The organism is Ensifer sp. LBL (genome assembly GCF_050435225.1).
Lineage (GTDB): Bacteria > Pseudomonadota > Alphaproteobacteria > Rhizobiales > Rhizobiaceae > Ensifer.
In genome coordinates this window covers 448,590-462,949 of record NZ_JBNDJY010000002.1, presented here as the reverse complement: position 1 = coordinate 462,949, position 14,360 = coordinate 448,590, and the positions used below count along the sequence as shown (strand labels likewise).

General features: G+C 63.2%; 15 protein-coding genes. 8 read left to right on the top strand and 7 right to left on the bottom strand.

What is annotated here, in order from left to right; genetic code table 11:
- Window positions 1-73: 73 nt before the first annotated feature.
- From OKW20_RS09385 to OKW20_RS09370, 4 genes are all read right to left on the bottom strand, one after another.
- The gene (locus tag OKW20_RS09385; protein WP_429171721.1) at window positions 74-1,549 is read right to left on the bottom strand and encodes an ABC transporter substrate-binding protein; all 1,476 of its coding nucleotides are present in this window, start codon (window positions 1,547-1,549) and stop codon (window positions 74-76) included.
- 56 nt (window positions 1,550-1,605) lie between these two features.
- Window positions 1,606-2,352 (bottom strand): glucose 1-dehydrogenase, encoded by a 747-nt coding sequence (locus OKW20_RS09380; RefSeq protein WP_429171720.1) that lies wholly within the window; start codon window positions 2,350-2,352, stop codon window positions 1,606-1,608.
- An 82-nt stretch (window positions 2,353-2,434) separates the two neighbouring features.
- On the bottom strand, window positions 2,435-3,880 hold the full coding sequence (locus OKW20_RS09375; protein ID WP_429171718.1) for an aldehyde dehydrogenase family protein: 1,446 nt from the start codon (window positions 3,878-3,880) through the stop codon (window positions 2,435-2,437).
- A complete protein-coding gene (locus tag OKW20_RS09370; RefSeq protein WP_429171716.1) occupies window positions 3,877-4,560 on the bottom strand; it encodes a GntR family transcriptional regulator in 684 nt (227 codons plus the stop codon). The genes OKW20_RS09375 and OKW20_RS09370 overlap by 4 nt, the downstream gene beginning before the upstream one ends.
- Window positions 4,561-4,760: 200 nt before the next feature.
- On the opposite strand from OKW20_RS09370, the gene OKW20_RS09365 reads away from it, so the two are divergent.
- Together OKW20_RS09365 and OKW20_RS09360 are read left to right on the top strand one after the other, a co-directional pair.
- Window positions 4,761-5,513, top strand: coding sequence for a DUF599 domain-containing protein (locus OKW20_RS09365; protein WP_429172313.1), 753 nt, complete (start codon window positions 4,761-4,763; stop codon window positions 5,511-5,513).
- 78 nt (window positions 5,514-5,591) lie between these two features.
- Window positions 5,592-5,972 carry a DUF427 domain-containing protein gene (locus OKW20_RS09360; RefSeq protein ID WP_429171714.1) on the top strand — a complete coding sequence of 127 codons (381 nt, stop codon included), beginning with the start codon at window positions 5,592-5,594 and terminating at the stop codon, window positions 5,970-5,972.
- A gap of 58 nt (window positions 5,973-6,030) precedes the next feature.
- On the opposite strand, the gene OKW20_RS09355 is transcribed toward OKW20_RS09360, so the two are convergent.
- Window positions 6,031-6,942 carry a LysR family transcriptional regulator gene (locus tag OKW20_RS09355; protein ID WP_429171712.1) on the bottom strand — a complete coding sequence of 304 codons (912 nt, stop codon included), beginning with the start codon at window positions 6,940-6,942 and terminating at the stop codon, window positions 6,031-6,033.
- Between the two features lie 91 nt (window positions 6,943-7,033).
- Between OKW20_RS09355 and OKW20_RS09350 the strand changes: the two genes are divergently transcribed.
- Window positions 7,034-7,993, top strand: a complete 960-nt coding sequence (locus OKW20_RS09350; protein ID WP_429171710.1) for an MBL fold metallo-hydrolase — start codon at window positions 7,034-7,036, stop codon at window positions 7,991-7,993.
- Between the two features lie 22 nt (window positions 7,994-8,015).
- Here the strand turns inward: OKW20_RS09350 and OKW20_RS09345 are convergent, their stop codons facing one another.
- Window positions 8,016-8,585, bottom strand: coding sequence for a helix-turn-helix domain-containing protein (locus tag OKW20_RS09345; RefSeq protein WP_429171708.1), 570 nt, complete (start codon window positions 8,583-8,585; stop codon window positions 8,016-8,018).
- A 208-nt stretch (window positions 8,586-8,793) separates the two neighbouring features.
- On the opposite strand from OKW20_RS09345, the gene OKW20_RS09340 reads away from it, so the two are divergent.
- Window positions 8,794-9,927, top strand: coding sequence for an aminotransferase (locus tag OKW20_RS09340; protein WP_429171706.1), 1,134 nt, complete (start codon window positions 8,794-8,796; stop codon window positions 9,925-9,927).
- Between the two features lie 19 nt (window positions 9,928-9,946).
- Here the strand turns inward: OKW20_RS09340 and OKW20_RS09335 are convergent, their stop codons facing one another.
- Window positions 9,947-10,672, bottom strand: coding sequence for a glutathione S-transferase (locus tag OKW20_RS09335; RefSeq protein WP_429171704.1), 726 nt, complete (start codon window positions 10,670-10,672; stop codon window positions 9,947-9,949).
- A 146-nt stretch (window positions 10,673-10,818) separates the two neighbouring features.
- Between OKW20_RS09335 and OKW20_RS09330 the strand changes: the two genes are divergently transcribed.
- The 4 genes from OKW20_RS09330 to OKW20_RS09315 all read left to right on the top strand — a co-directional run bounded on the left by OKW20_RS09330 (window position 10,819) and on the right by OKW20_RS09315 (window position 14,348).
- Entirely contained in the window at window positions 10,819-11,820 is a 1,002-nt protein-coding gene (locus tag OKW20_RS09330; RefSeq protein WP_429171702.1) for a LacI family DNA-binding transcriptional regulator, read from the top strand.
- Between the two features lie 147 nt (window positions 11,821-11,967).
- On the top strand, window positions 11,968-13,002 hold the full coding sequence (locus OKW20_RS09325; RefSeq protein ID WP_429171699.1) for a sterol desaturase family protein: 1,035 nt from the start codon (window positions 11,968-11,970) through the stop codon (window positions 13,000-13,002).
- An 8-nt stretch (window positions 13,003-13,010) separates the two neighbouring features.
- Entirely contained in the window at window positions 13,011-13,322 is a 312-nt protein-coding gene (locus tag OKW20_RS09320; protein WP_429172311.1) for a MocE family 2Fe-2S type ferredoxin, read from the top strand.
- Between the two features lie 81 nt (window positions 13,323-13,403).
- Window positions 13,404-14,348, top strand: coding sequence for a substrate-binding domain-containing protein (locus tag OKW20_RS09315; protein ID WP_429171697.1), 945 nt, complete (start codon window positions 13,404-13,406; stop codon window positions 14,346-14,348).
- The last annotated feature ends 12 nt before the right edge of the window (window positions 14,349-14,360 follow it).

Genomic DNA, 14,360 nt, shown 5'->3' with positions numbered 1-14,360 from the left:
ACTCCCTCAGCGAAGGAGCGGATGCCAGAGCGGGGTGCGGTTTTCCGGCCGCATCCCGCTCAATGAAAGTCGATCAGTTTTCCCAATAGGTCTGGGTCTGGTCGTCGGCCGGTACCGGCATGTTCTTCCAAAGGCCCTTCACCTTCTTGTTCCAGACGCCGATCTTCGGCAGCGCGTAGAGGAAGACGTTCGGTTCGTCGGCTGCCAGCTTGCGCTGGAGCTGGCCGATCAGGTCCATCTGCTCGGCCTCGGTCGAGGCCAGCGTGTAGGACTTGTAGAGCGCCTTGTATTCCGGGTTCTGGTAGTTGAAGTAGTACTTGTCGCGGGCATAGATATCGAGATCGCGAGCTTCCGCATGGGCGATGATCGTCGCGTCGAAGTTGGAGTTCTTGAACACCTGGTCCAGCCATTGTGCGAACTCGATCGGCACGAGGTTCACCTTGATGCCAACTTCGCTGAGCATGGCCGCGATGATCTCGCCGCCACGGCGGGCATAGGCCGGCGGCGGCAGCATGATGGTGATTTCGAGGTTCTGAACGCCTGCTTCCTGCAGCAGTTGCTGCGCCTTGCCCGGGTCATAGGGGTAGGTCTCGTTCAGATCGACATAACCGGGCTCGACCGGCGAATAATGCGAGCCGATGGTCGTGCCGAAGCCCGAATAGGTGCCTTCGACCAGCGCCTTGCGGTCGATCGCATGGGCGAGCGCCTGGCGGACGCGCACGTCGTCGAAGGGCTTCTTCGCATTGTTGAGCGCGAGCACCACCTTGCCCGAGGTGCTGCCGACCTCGACCTGCAGGTTCGGGTCGCTCTGGAACTGGCTGACCAGTTCTGCGGCCTGGAACATCGGGAAGGCATCGACATTGCCGGCGAGAACGGCGGCGGCTGCAGCCGACGGATCGCTGATGAACTTGAAGGTCACTTCGCTGAGCTTGGCCGCTTCGCCCCAATAGTCGGCGTTCTTTTCAAGCACGACCTTGTCGCCCTTCGCCCACTCCTTGAACTTGAACGGGCCGGTGCCGACAGGCTTGGTCTTGTTGTCTGCGGCCGACGACGGCGCGATCATCACCGCATCGCCCCAGGCCATGTTGAACAGGAAGTTGGAGGCCGGGCGCTTCAGCGTCACGACCGCGGTTGCCGGATCCGGGCATTCGGTCTTTTCGATCGGCTCGAACAGGCCCTTCTGGGCGTTGGTGGAATCGGCCGAGACGGCACGCTCATAGGAGAATTTCACGACCGAGCAGTCGAAAGCGGTGCCGTCATGAAACTTGACGCCCTGGCGGAGCTTGAAGCTGTAGGTCTTCTGGTCGTCGGAGATCGTCCAGCTCTCGGCGAGCAGCGGCTTCACCGTGCCGTCTTCGACCACGCGGACGAGACCTTCAAAGAGGTTGCCGTAGGTGATGTATCGGATCGGGGCTGCGGCGCCGGCGGTCGGGTCGAGGCCTGGCGGCTCGAGCACCTGGCCGACGGTGATCGTATCCTTGGCCATCGCCGGCGTCAGCGACGCGGCGATGAAGCACGAGGCAAGCGCCAGTTTCGTCAAGTTCATCATGGTTCCCCCGCTTTGCGGTTTCGTTGTTTATGGTCCCAGAAATCGGATCGAAATAATCAGATCGAGCGTCCGCCGTCGACGTCGAGCGCCACGCCGGTGATCATCGACGCCTGCGGCGAGGCGACGAAGAAGGCGGCCTCCGCAAGGTCTTCCGGCTTCAGCAGGCGTCCGAGCGGAATGGAGTCGCGGAATTTCTTGCGGATTTCCTCGCTATCCTCGCCCATGAACGTGGTCAGCAGCGGCGTTTCGCCGGCAACCGGATTGAGCGCGACGACGCGGATGTTGAACGGCGCGAGTTCGATCGCCAGCGCCTTGGTGGCGGAAACGACCCAGCCCTTGGTGGCGTTGTACCAGGCAAGGTTCGGCCGCGGCCGGTTGGCGCCGGTCGAAGCGATGTTGACGATGACGCCGGACTTGTTGTCCTTCATGTGTGGCAGCAGCGCCCGCGTCATCAGGTAGACGCCGCGCACATTGACGCCGAGGATGCGGTCGAACTCGTCGGGCTCGACCAGTTCGGCGTTTTGCGGCTTGTGGCCAATGCCGGCATTGTTGATCAGGATATCGACACGGCCGAACTGTTTGAGGCCTGCGGCAACGGCAGCCGCGACATCCGTCTCCTTGGCGATATCGGCAACCACGGGAAACGCGTTCTTGCCGAGTTCCTTGGCGACGCGCTCGGCGCCTGACGCATCGCGGTCGACGACGATGACCTTCGCGCCGCCTTCGATGAACCGCTTCGCAATGCCCTCGCCGAAGCCGGAGCCTGCGCCGGTGATGAGAGCGACCTTACCTTCTAGTGACACTTTAGTTCCTCCGAGGAGACTTGGATCATGGGTTAGTGCGGGATGCGGGCGGAAAACCGCACACACTTTTCCTCATCCCGCTCTAGCCGTGGTAGACAGAGATGGTTTTCATGCTGGCAAAGCCGTAGAGGGCCTCGAAACCCTTCTCGCGGCCATGGCCGGATTTCTTGACGCCGCCGAAGGGCAGCTCGACGCCGCCGCCGGCGCCGTAATTGTTGATGAACACCTGGCCGGCGTGGACGGCGCGCGCCATGCGCAACTGCCGGCCGCCGTCATTGGTCCAGACGCCGCAGACGAGGCCATAGTCGGTGCCGTTGGCAAGCCGGACGGCCTCCTCTTCGCCGTCGAACGGCATGATCACCTGCACCGGGCCGAAGATTTCTTCCTGCACCGTGCGGTGTTCATGCGGCACATCGCGCAGAAGGGTGGGGGCGACGTAGGCGCCCTCGGTGGGCGCGTCGGCGACGATCTCGCCCTGCGCCGCAACTTTCAGGCCATCCTTGGCGGCGTCGAGAAGGAAGCCCTCGACGATTGCCTTCTGCCGCTGCGAGACGACCGGGCCGACGGAGAGATCGCTACCGGCCGGACCGACCTTCAGCGCGCGGTATCGCTCGCTCATGCGCGCCACCACCTCTTCGTAGACGGCGCGCTCGACCAGGATGCGCGACGAGGCCGAGCAGGTCTGGCCGGCATTCTGAATGCCGGCATTGACGAGGAACGGAACCGCGCGGTCGAGATCCGCATCGGCAAAGACGATCTGGGCTGACTTGCCGCCGAGCTCCAGGGTCACCGGCACGGCATTCTTTGCCGCTGCCGCCTGTACCATTTCGCCTGTGCGCACCGACCCGGTGAACGAGATGTGGTTGACGTCGGGATGTTCGGAAAGGGCCGCCCCTGCCTCCGAGCCGAAGCCGGTGACGATGTTGAATGCGCCTGAAGGCAGGCCCTCTTCCTCGGCGATGCGGGCAAATTCCAGGATTGTCAGGCAGGCTTCTTCCGCCGGCTTGACCACGGCGGCATTGCCCATCGCAAGGGCGGCACCCAGGCTGCGGCCGAGGATCTGCATCGGGTAGTTCCACGGGATGATATGGCCCGTGACGCCATGCGGCTCATAGACGGTCAGCACGGTGAAGCCGTTCTGATAGGGGATGGTGTCGCCATGCACCTTGTCGGCGGCGCCGCCGTAGAATTCGAGGTAGCGGGCAAGTGCCACGACGTCGGCGCGGGCCTGGGTCAGCGGCTTGCCGACATCGCGCGCCTCAAGCTCCGTCAGTAGGTCGATGTTGCGCAGCACGCCCGCCGAAATCCGGGTCAGGACTCGGCCGCGCTCGGTGGGCGTCAAACGCCCCCAGTCACCGGAGAGCGCTGCGCGTGCCGAACGCACGGCGAGGTCGATATCATCCCGGGTGCCCCGGGCGATGCGTGCGAATTCCTGGCCATTGGATGGGTCGCGCACCGCAATGAACTCGCCGTTCGTTGCGTCCTGCCACTTGTTCGCGATAAAATTGCCGTAGCTCTTCACAGTCATGCCTCTTTGTCAGTCCCGCGCTCTTCAAGCAGCGCCTTCAGTCTCATGGCCGTCGCGTTGATGTGGGCGCGGGCCAGCTTCTCGGATTCATCAAGGTTGCGTGCGGCGATCGCCTCGACGATCAGCCCGTGTTCGGCGACGGCCGTGCTCGCCCGTTCGCTCGACAGCGAAAACGCCGGCGCAAAGACCTGCGAGGTCATGCGCAGCAGCGGCCCGAGCGGCGCCAGCGACGCATTGCGCGAGGCGGCAACGATCGCCTCGTGAAAGACGACGTTGGACTGGGTGTAGGCGCCGGGATCCCAGTGCTCGACGATCTTGCGCTGGCGTTCGACCTGCTTGGCCAGGTCCTTGATCTCGGCAGTGGTTGCCCGCTCGGCGGCGTTGCGGGCAGCCACCCCATCCATCGCCTCGCGCACCGCATAGGCGTCCAGCAGCTTCGGCAGGTCGGCGGTCGCGACCCGCACGCCGCTGCCCGGCTTGTTGACCACCAGCCCGTCGCGCTCGAGTACCCGCAGCGCTTCGCGCAGCGGCGTGCGGCTGATGCCGAACTCGGCGGCGATCTTCTCCTGCCGGAGCGTCGCGCCGGGGGCGTAGACGCCGGCATAGATGCGTTCGCGAAGGGCCTGCGCCACTTCGTCGAGCAGCCGTGACTGGCTTCGCCATTCAAAGGATTGGTTCATCGATCCCTCCCAAGATCGAGGCAAATTGTATCCAGGATACAGACCGTGTCAATCCGGTGATGGCATCTAAGTCTCAGGGATTGTCAGCAAGCGCTAGCGACGCCGCCGGCTTCGGCAATCCCGGCTTGCGCCACCGCGTTGACGCGCCGCTCGCCGCGGCTTCTATTAGAAACAGCTATGGTGGGAGGCCGGCCGTGCAGATGCTTGATTGGATTGCGATTATCCTGTTCCTCGTGACCTGGGTGGGGCTGGAGCCGATGATGGCGCTTGGCTGGCCGCGCCGGACCGACAGCCTGATGCTGGACATGGTGCGCGTCCGGCAGGCCTGGATGCGCGAGGTGCTGACGCGGGACAGCAACTTCATCGGTGACGCCGCCATCCTCGGTCACACGATCAACTCGGCATCGTTCTTCGGTTCGGCCAATCTCATCGTCATCGTCGCCATGAGCAGCGCGCTCTTCATCCAGCCGACGGTCGGTCTTCAATCGGGCATCATCGCGATGTTCGCGCCGATCGAACCGCTGTGGCTGTTTCAATGCAAGGTGCTGCTCGTCATGGCGACCTTGCTGCGCGGGCTTTCCGAATTCATCTGGGCGGTCCGGCAGATCAACTATTGCCTCGCGGCGATCGGCGCGAGTCCGTCGCGCGAAGAGGCCCGCGACATTGCCGCATGGGCCCACGCCCTGTCGCTGATGATCAATCCGGCCCTTCGCTCCTTCAGCCAGGGTGTCCGCTCCTACTATTTCACCGTGGCGGCGGCGCTCTGGTTCCTGGGGCCGATCGCCTTTGTTATCGCCATCGTCGGCTCGGTCGCGCTTCTCGTCTGGAGACACAGTTGGTCGGATACGGCCAAGGGCGTGATGGAAGTGCGCAGGCTGCTCGACGAGAGCCATCCGGTGGCCGCAGCGGCAGAACCCTCAACAGCCGTCCATTCTTCGGCGGCAAACAGCTGAGGGTTTTTGGCGTGACCAGTTGGAATCGGCCGGCGAGGGTACCACCTAGTATCTGTAACGCTCTGGAGGCGGTCGCCCATGTCAGACAAACCGATCAAGATCCCGGGTCCCGATCATCCGATCACCACCGAAAGAAACCCGGCCCGCGTCGTCGTCACACTCGGCGGGCGCGTCATCGCCGACACCCGCAATGCGCTGACCCTGCGCGAGGCATCCTATCCCGCGGTGCAGTACATTCCGCGAGAGGATGTCGACATGTCCTTGCTTGAGCGCACCGATCATTCGTCCCATTGTCCCTATAAGGGTGACGCCTCCTATTTCAGCATCCCCATGGGCGGCGAGCGGTCGCGCAACGCCGTCTGGACCTATGAAAACCCGCACGCGGCAGTGGCCGCCATCAAGGGCCGGCTGGCGTTCTACCCGGACCGGGTGGATACGATCGAAGAGGTCCAGCCCTAGCATCCGCTCGCAAGCGAGGGCTGCTGCGCGCGTTCGAACGCACGGCGCCCTGGCAAGGTCACGCGTCGCGAATGCGAAACGTCTCGCGCACGGCCTTCAAGAATTCCGCCACTTTCGGCAGATCGCCGAGTTGCTGGTGGAAGAGATAGTAAAGATGGGTGGACGGCCCGGTCCACGCGGGAAGAACCGCAACGAGCCGTCCGGCGGAGACGCCATCGGCGGCGAGCGCATCGCTGAGCATGCCGATGCCCAGGCCCTCGGCGATCAGCCGTTCGCTGATCGCCGGATCGTCGACGACGATCGACGGCGGGCGCTCGAGCGTAAACTGCCTGGTGCCGTCGGAGAGCACCCAATGGGCAAGGTCCCGCCGCATGCGCGTCCGGTACGCGATCAGCGCGACATGCATCAGGTCTTCCGGAGACGAGAGCGTCAATCCGGCACAATAGGCAGGAGCGGCATAGAGGCGCGGCGCGATCGTTCCGATCTTTCGGTAGATCATCTCGCTGTCGACTGGCTGCCCCATCCTTAAGGCCACGTCGACGCCTTCGCCGATCAGATCGACATTTTGGTGGGTGGTCTGCACGTCGACCCGGACTTCTGGGCAGAGCTCCGCATAGCGCTTCAGGATCGGTGGCAGGAAGGTGCGGGCAAAGGCAACTGACGTCGCGACTCGCAGGCGCCCGCGCGCCGTCCCGTCGGCCGGTTGGAAGCCGGCGATGCCGCGGTCGATGAGTTCGACGGCGCCCCCGACCGATTCCAGCAGGTGCTTTCCGGCCTCGGTCAAGGAGACCCGGCGGGTGGAGCGCAGCAATAGTGCGACGCCAAGCGCTGCCTCAAGCTCGCCCAGGCGTCGGCTGACCGTGCTCGGTGGCAGGCGCAGGCGAAGCGCGGCCGAGGAAAAGCTCTCGGAGCGGGCGACCTCGAGGAAAATCCTGAGGCTGTTGAGATCGGCGGATTGGGGGGATTTCATGCGTTTCCGGAACAATCACTTCCACGATCGCAGGATAATCGACCGACGGTTGAATTGATAGCGTCTCGGCATCCAATCGAAGGAGCCGATCATGACCACCCGCAGACAAGCTTTGGGCCTTCTTGCCGCCACGGCGCTGTTGCCGCTCGCGCCGCGTTTCGCCTTTTCCGCCGCGCCATTCTCGACCGTCGCCAATGCCGGTTACTATCGCTTCCGCTTCGGAAAGTTCGAAGTCACCGCCCTGTCGGACGGCACCCTGGCGCTGCCGATGACGAAGATCTATCAGAACGCGCCGGAAGGCGAACTGCAGCGCAGACTGGACGCGAACTTCCTCGGCAAGGAGCCGCATTTGTCTATCAACGCCTATCTCGTCAACGACGGCGAGCGACTGGTGCTGATCGATGCCGGGTCGGGAACCCTGCTGGGTGCTGCCGCCGGCAAGCTCGTGAGGCATCTCACGGCCTCCGGCTATCGCGCCGACCAGGTAGACGCGGTGATCCTGACCCATGTGCACGCCGACCACTCCGGCGGTCTCACCACCGACGGCAAGCCGCAGTTTCCGAATGCCGAGATCCATCTCGCCGAGCGCGAATACCGCTACTGGATCGAGCGGGAGGACGTTAAGGCGCTGACCGATGCGCAGAAGACCGACTTTCAGCGGGCGCACGATGCCCTTGCTCCCTATATCGACGCTGGCAAGGTGAAGCGTTTCGCCGACGACGCGGACGTCTTGCCGAACCTCGGATCGACCTTGCGCGCCGGGCACACGCCCGGGCATTCCGCGATCGTGCTGAAAGCGGATGACGGCCAGCAGCTCGTCTTCTGGGGCGACGTCATTCACGGGGATTACATCCAGTTCGATGCGCCCGACGTCTTCGTCAGCTTCGACGTCGACGGCACCGCGGCGGCAGAGACGCGTGCCGTGGCACTGGCGGATGCGGCCGATGGGCGATACCTCGTCGCCGGTGCGCATCTGCCGTTCCCCGGCGTTGGCCATGTGGTGCGCAACGAGACGCTCTATCGCTTCGTCCCCTGGAACTACGTCGAGTAGTGGGTGGAAGCTTAGGCCTTGTCTACGAGATGACGTTGCGGACGAAGGTCACGACGTCGTCGCCGTCATTGATATAGGCATAGGTCTGCGCCGAACTGTAGACGGTAAAGGCGCCGCTTGCGTAGCGCTTGCGTTCGCCAGAGAGCTCGAGCGTCAGGGCGCCTGCCGTCACGAACAGCATCTCATGCCAGCCCTGCGGATCGGGCTCGGCGTCGTAGCGTTCGCCGGGCGCCAGCGACCAGAGCCACATCTGCGCCTCGCTCGCAGCCGGGGTGGAGGCAAGCAGCCGCGCTTCGCTTTCCTTTTGCCGACCGCGCCAGGTCACCGCGTCGATGCTGCCGCCGGATTGTCGTTGCGGATCCCGAACGAGATCGATGAAGCCGACCTTCATGGCGGCTGCCAGTTTGTCGAGGCTGGAGAGGCTGATGTTGGCGTCCCCACCTTCGACGGCCACGATCATCCGCCGGCTGATGCCGGACGCCTCGGCCAATGCCGACTGGCTGAGGCCAGCTGCCTGGCGGATCCGTTTCAGGTTTTCGGCGACGTGAGACAAAACGTCGGATCGATCTTGACTGTGCAATATATTGCTCATAACGTCTTTCTATACGGATCGACCACCAAATGCCAAAGCCTTTTCCGAGGGCCTCCGCCAAAAGCGGAGGGGCTCTGCGGAGCTGTGCCGGCATCACCGGTTTCATCTCACAAGCGGCGGCAATTCTCAAACGAGAGCGCCGTGGCCGTCTCGACCGTCGCACCGGCATGGTCGGGGCCATGCTTTCAACATTCGAAAGGAACTCCGCATGAAAATCCGCGACTTCGGCGTCGAGATCTGGATGAACCGCTACGAGAACCATTGCGAATGGAACCTCGCCGAGACCTGCGTCGAGTCGCTGACCGTCGCAGAGCTGCTGGAGATGGCCGGCAAGACGGATATGATCCTTGCCGAACTGCTGCCGCTGAAACTGACCTATGGCGCGATCGAGGGATCCGAGCGGCTGCGCGGCCTGATCGCGAGCCTCTATGCGAAACAGGCGATCGAAAACGTCGTCACCACTCATGGCGCGATCGGCGCAAATGCGCTGGTGCACGAAACACTGGTCGAGCCGGGGGACCGGGTGATTTCGGTGCTGCCGACCTATCAGCAGCACTATTCGATCCCCGAGAGCTACGGTGCCGATACGCAGATCCTGCGCCTGACGGAAGCGACCGGTTTCCTGCCCGACCTCGAGGAACTGCAGCGGCTGGCGATCCCCGGGACCAAGCTGATCGCCATCAACAATCCCAACAACCCGACCGGGGCGCTGATGGACCGCGCCTATCTCGAAAAGATCGTCGAGATCGCGCGCGCTTGCGGCGCCTGGATCCTCTGCGACGAGGTCTATCGCGGCACTGATCAACAGGGCGATGGCATGACGGCGTCGATCGCCGACCTCTATGAAAAGGGCATCAGCACCGGCAGCATGTCGAAGACCTTTTCGCTCGCCGGACTCAGGCTCGGCTGGATCGTCGCGCCGCCCGAACTGATCCGGGCCGTCTCTGTCCATCGCGACTACAACACCATCAGCGTCGGCATGCTCGATGACCATTTCGCGGCCATCGCCCTTGAAAACAAGGACAAGATCCTCGCGCGCAGCCAGAAGATCACCCGCACCAACCTCGCCATTCTCTCGGACTGGGTTGATGCTGAGCCGCTGATCTCCTGGATCAAGCCGCAGTCTGGCACGACCGCGCTTCTGAAATACGACCTGCCGATGACATCAGAGGCGCTCTGCCTGCAACTGCTTCAGCGAACCGGCGTGATGTTCACGCCGGGCAGCGCCATGGATATGGAGGGCTACCTCAGGATAGGCTACGCCAACAACGAAGGCATCCTGCGCGAAGGCTTGCGGCGCGTATCGGCGTTCCTGCGGGAGCAAAGGGTCGCCGCCGCGTGAATGTCGGCGGCGCATTTCTTCATGGAGCGATATCCAGTTCCGGATAGCGGCGGAAGATGCCGTCCTCGTTGAAGGCCAGGCGTCGCGGCGACGCGAGATAGGCGGCGATGTTGGGCCGGCTCTTCACCAAAGCATGCAGCCTTATGAGGTTTGGAAACCGCACCTCGTCGTGCCGCATCGCCTTCGGGAAGGCATAACGCAGCCCTTCGATCACCTGAAACAGTGACAGGTCGACATAGGTGACGGCGTTGCCGATCGCGTGGCCGTTGCCATCGGGGTTTTGTGCAAGCACTCGCTCGAAATAACCGAGAAACTTCGGGATGCGGTTGGTGACGAATTCGGCTGCGCGGGCCTTCGCTTCCTGCGTCTGGTCTTCGTAATATTTGGACGTCGCAATCGGATGGTGCGTGTCATGCACCTCGGCGATGAAATCGGTGATCGTCAGTTGCAGGCCGTTGGCGAACCAGCGTTGTGCCTCGTCCTTGGGCGCAAGGCCGAGCCTAGGGCCGAGGTAGAAGAGGATGTTCGCCACATGCGAAATGATCTGGTCGCCATCCCTGAGAAAAGGCGGGGCGAACGGAATGTGCGCTTCAACAGTGCTTTCCATCAGCTTCATCATTTCCCCGGTGCCGCGGCCCGGTTCCCGCGTGACATCGACATAAGTCGCGCCGGCATCTTCGAGCGCCAGCCGCACGAATTCGCCGCGCCCCTGGATGCCGTCCCAATAGTACAACTCATAGGTCATGGAAGCCTCGATCCGGTTCGATGTCCCGATGGATATAGGCGACGTGGCGACGAGGGCGAGCCCAACTTGAGCAGGTGCTCTGTCGAGCGAACGCTCTCTCGTGCTAAAGCGCTTGGAACACATGTCGACGCCGAGGATAGGTCTCCGTGAGCAAGCCGAACTATCGCGACATTGCCGAGCTTGCAGGCGTCGGAACCGCGACGGTCGAGCGGGTCTTGAACGGCCGTGGTGGTGTCCGCCCGGACCTCGTCGAAAAAGTCGTCGTCGCGGCGCGCGCATTGAACTATCCGCGAACGCTTCCCGAGGCCCATCGCGGGCTGCTGCGCATCGACGTGCTGATGGTGCGGCCGGAGACGACCTTCTATCGCCGCCTGTCGCAGGCCTTCCAGCGGATCGCAGAGACGCTCGATCCGCTCGTCGTCGTGCATCGCAGCTTTGCCGAGGAAATGAAGCCAGAGGAGATCGCCAGACGCATCCTGTCAAGCGAAGTGCCACGCGCCGGATTGATCCTTGCCGTGCCCAACCATCCTCTGATCAGCGCCGCCGTCGAAGCCGTGATCGCGCGCGGCGTGCCGGTGGTCCACGTCGTGACCAGGGCCTCGCACGAACTGGGCGCGTTCGTCGGCATCGACAACCACGCGGCCGGACGAACGGCGGCGCTCTTCATCGCGCGCATGGCGCGCCGGACAGGGCCTGTCGTCGCCCTTTGCCACCCGATCTATCAGGTCCACCGTGACCGCCTCAGCGGCTTTTCGGATTATTTTGCAGCGCATCCGGGCGAGCGTCGGTTCGAGTGGCTGGGGTTTACCCGCGACGAGGAGCACTACGGCGCCGAAGCGTTGCGATGGGCGCTCGACATGTATCCTGACATGGCCGGGCTCTATAATGCCGGCGGCGCGAATGCGGCCCTGATCGACGTGCTTCGCCGGCATAAGCGCGGTAACGAGATCTTCTTCGTCGGCCACGAACTCACCGATTACACCCGCAAGGCGCTTGGCGACGGCATCATGGACGTCGTGCTCGACCAGGCGCCGGAGGCGCAGGCCCGCCGCTCGCTTGACCTGATGCTGCGCCGGATCGGGCTCTCCGAGATGGAGCCGGACACGGCGCCCATTCGCTTCATCACCATCACAGCCGAGAGCCTTTGATCTGATTTGATCAATCTAGCTTTCGCCGTTCCCTCCGCCTCCTGCTAGATTTTTATCAAGAAGGAACGCGGATCGGACCGAACCGGACAGCGACCTCCTTCAGTTGATTTGGGCGGAGCGCATGCGGTCCGCCGGGAGGAGAGCGCCATGGACGATCTGAAATATGGAACCCGCAACAAGCGCGGCGACTGGGCGCCGAACGACCCGATCGAAACCGCGCCGCTGTTTGCCTTCCCGCCAAAACTGCTGGCACTCGTAAAGTGGCTGCCACACTATTTCTTTCCGTGGAATGCGATCTTCGCGGCCTCCGCCGTCGCCTATTGGGCCTGGGTCATCCCGCCGGTCGAGACGATGCAGAGCTTGAGCGTCGGCTGGATCGCCTGGCTTTATGCGGTCAATGCGGTCTGCGTCTTCCTGTTCTACGGCGCGTTCGAGATGCACCTCTATGTGCTGAAGCGGCAGGAAAACCGCTTCAAGTACAACGGCAAGTTCCCGGCCGAGCAGAAGAGCAAGGCCTTCTGGTTCGAGAGCCAGAACCTCGACAACATCCTGCGCACCTTCCTGTCGGGCGTGACCATCTGGACCGCCGTCGAGGTCGGCATGCTCTTTGCCTATGCCAATGGCTATGCGCCGTGGCTGACCTTCGCGGACAATCCCTGGACGCTCGCGCTTGTCGCACTCGTCGTGCCTGTCATCCACGAGTTCCACTTCTTCTGCATCCACCGGCTCATCCACACGCCGCTGCTCTACAAATGGGTGCATTCGGTCCACCACAATTCGGTGAACCCGTCGCCGTGGTCGTCGCTGTCGATGCATCCGGTCGAGCATCTGCTCTACTTCGGCACCGCCTTTTATCACCTGATCCTGCCGTCCAACCCGATCTTGATGCTCTACCAGCTGCACTATGCGGGCTTCGGCGCCATTCCCGGTCATGTCGGCTTCGACAAGGTCGAGGTTGGTGAAGAGACTCTCGTCGATAGCCACGCCTATGCGCATTACCTGCACCACAAGTACTTCGAGGTGAATTACGGCGACGCCTTGATCCCGCTCGATCGCTGGTTTGGCACCTGGCACGACGGCTCCAAGGAGGGCGAGGCGCGGATGCAGGAGCGCTATCGCAAACGCAAGGAAAAACTCGCGGCCCGCAAGGCACGCAACACAGTAGGGGAGGCAGCAGAATGAGCACCGTGATCACCTGGGTACCCGCCTGCAAACTGGACGACATCGAACAGGAAGGGGCAATCCGCTTCGACCATGCCGGCCGCACCTATGCGATCTATCGCGGCCCTGACGACAGCGTCTATTGCACCACCGGCCTCTGCACCCATGAGGCCATCCATCTCGCCGATGGGCTGGTCATGGACTACGAGGTGGAATGTCCCAAGCATTCCGGCGCCTTCGACTATCGCACCGGCGAAGCCATAAGGCTGCCCGCCTGCGAAAACCTCAAGACCTACCCCGCCGAAATCGTCGACGGCGAGGTGCGCGTGGCGCTCGGCTAGGGCCGCCCACGCAGGGATTGATCAGGCCCATCGGGGCCCCCGGAATGCGATCGGGTGATCCGGCACCCTCGGGAGGAAATCATGAAATCCATGTACCTGGCGGCAGCGCTTGCCGCCTTGATGGGAAGTGCTGCCTCGGCGGAGACGATCGGCGTCTCGATGCAGAGCTTCGACAACAACTTCCAGACCCTGCTGCGCGAGGGCATCAATGCCCGGGTCGGAGAGGTCAACGGCGCCACCGTCCAGATCGAGGACGCCCAGACCGACATCTCCAAGCAGCTCAACCAGGTGAACAACTTCATCGCGGCGGGCGTCGACGCCATCATCATGACGCTGACCGATACCTCGGCCGCAGCCGGGATCAGCGAAGCCGCCGAGAAGGCGGGCATTCCGCTCGTCTATCTCAACCTCGAGCCGGAGAACCTCGGCAAGCTGCCGGCAAAACAGGCCTATGTCGGCTCGAAGGAAACGGACTCCGGTAAATTGGGCGCGGAAGCCGCCTGTTCGCTGCTGAAGGAAAAGGGCAAGGCCAGCGATGCGCAGGTCTATATCCTGATGGGCGATCTTGCCCACCAGGCCTCGCGCGATCGCACCTCGGCGTTCAAGGAAACGCTCGCTGCCGGCGACTGCAAGGGTGCCAACATCGCCGACGAGCAATCGGCCGCCTGGACGCGCACCAACGCGATGGACCTCACCACCAACTGGATCACCGCCGGACAGCCGATCGACGTGGTCTTTGCCAACAACGACGAAATGGCGATCGGCGCCATCCAGGCGCTGAAGGCCGCTGGCGTGTCGATGGACGACGTGATCGTCGTCGGCATTGACGCGACCCAGGACGGGCTTGCCGCCATGGCCGCCGGCGACCTCGACGCGACCGTGTTCCAGAACGCCAAGGGGCAATCGGCCAGTGCCGTCGACACCGCCGTCTCGCTCGTGCGTGGTCAAAGCGTCGAAAAGAACGTCTGGGTTCCCTTCGAGCTCGTCACGCCTGAGAACATGGCCGATTACGCGGCGCGCAACTGATCTTCTACCTGC

Bases quoted from the DNA above. Each gene is read 5' to 3' on its own strand.
- OKW20_RS09385 (WP_429171721.1), bottom strand. From the start codon at position 1,549: ATGATGAACTTGACGAAACTGGCGCTTGCCTCGTGCTTCATCGCCGCG.
- OKW20_RS09375 (WP_429171718.1), bottom strand. From the start codon at position 3,880: ATGACTGTGAAGAGCTACGGCAATTTTATCGCGAACAAGTGGCAGGAC.
- OKW20_RS09370 (WP_429171716.1), bottom strand. From the start codon at position 4,560: ATGAACCAATCCTTTGAATGGCGAAGCCAGTCACGGCTGCTCGACGAA.
- OKW20_RS09365 (WP_429172313.1), top strand. From the start codon at position 4,761: ATGCTTGATTGGATTGCGATTATCCTGTTCCTCGTGACCTGGGTGGGG.
- OKW20_RS09360 (WP_429171714.1), top strand. From the start codon at position 5,592: ATGTCAGACAAACCGATCAAGATCCCGGGTCCCGATCATCCGATCACC.
- OKW20_RS09355 (WP_429171712.1), bottom strand. From the start codon at position 6,942: ATGAAATCCCCCCAATCCGCCGATCTCAACAGCCTCAGGATTTTCCTC.
- OKW20_RS09350 (WP_429171710.1), top strand. From the start codon at position 7,034: ATGACCACCCGCAGACAAGCTTTGGGCCTTCTTGCCGCCACGGCGCTG.
- OKW20_RS09345 (WP_429171708.1), bottom strand. From the start codon at position 8,585: ATGAGCAATATATTGCACAGTCAAGATCGATCCGACGTTTTGTCTCAC.
- OKW20_RS09340 (WP_429171706.1), top strand. From the start codon at position 8,794: ATGAAAATCCGCGACTTCGGCGTCGAGATCTGGATGAACCGCTACGAG.
- OKW20_RS09335 (WP_429171704.1), bottom strand. From the start codon at position 10,672: ATGACCTATGAGTTGTACTATTGGGACGGCATCCAGGGGCGCGGCGAA.
- OKW20_RS09325 (WP_429171699.1), top strand. From the start codon at position 11,968: ATGGACGATCTGAAATATGGAACCCGCAACAAGCGCGGCGACTGGGCG.
- OKW20_RS09315 (WP_429171697.1), top strand. From the start codon at position 13,404: ATGAAATCCATGTACCTGGCGGCAGCGCTTGCCGCCTTGATGGGAAGT.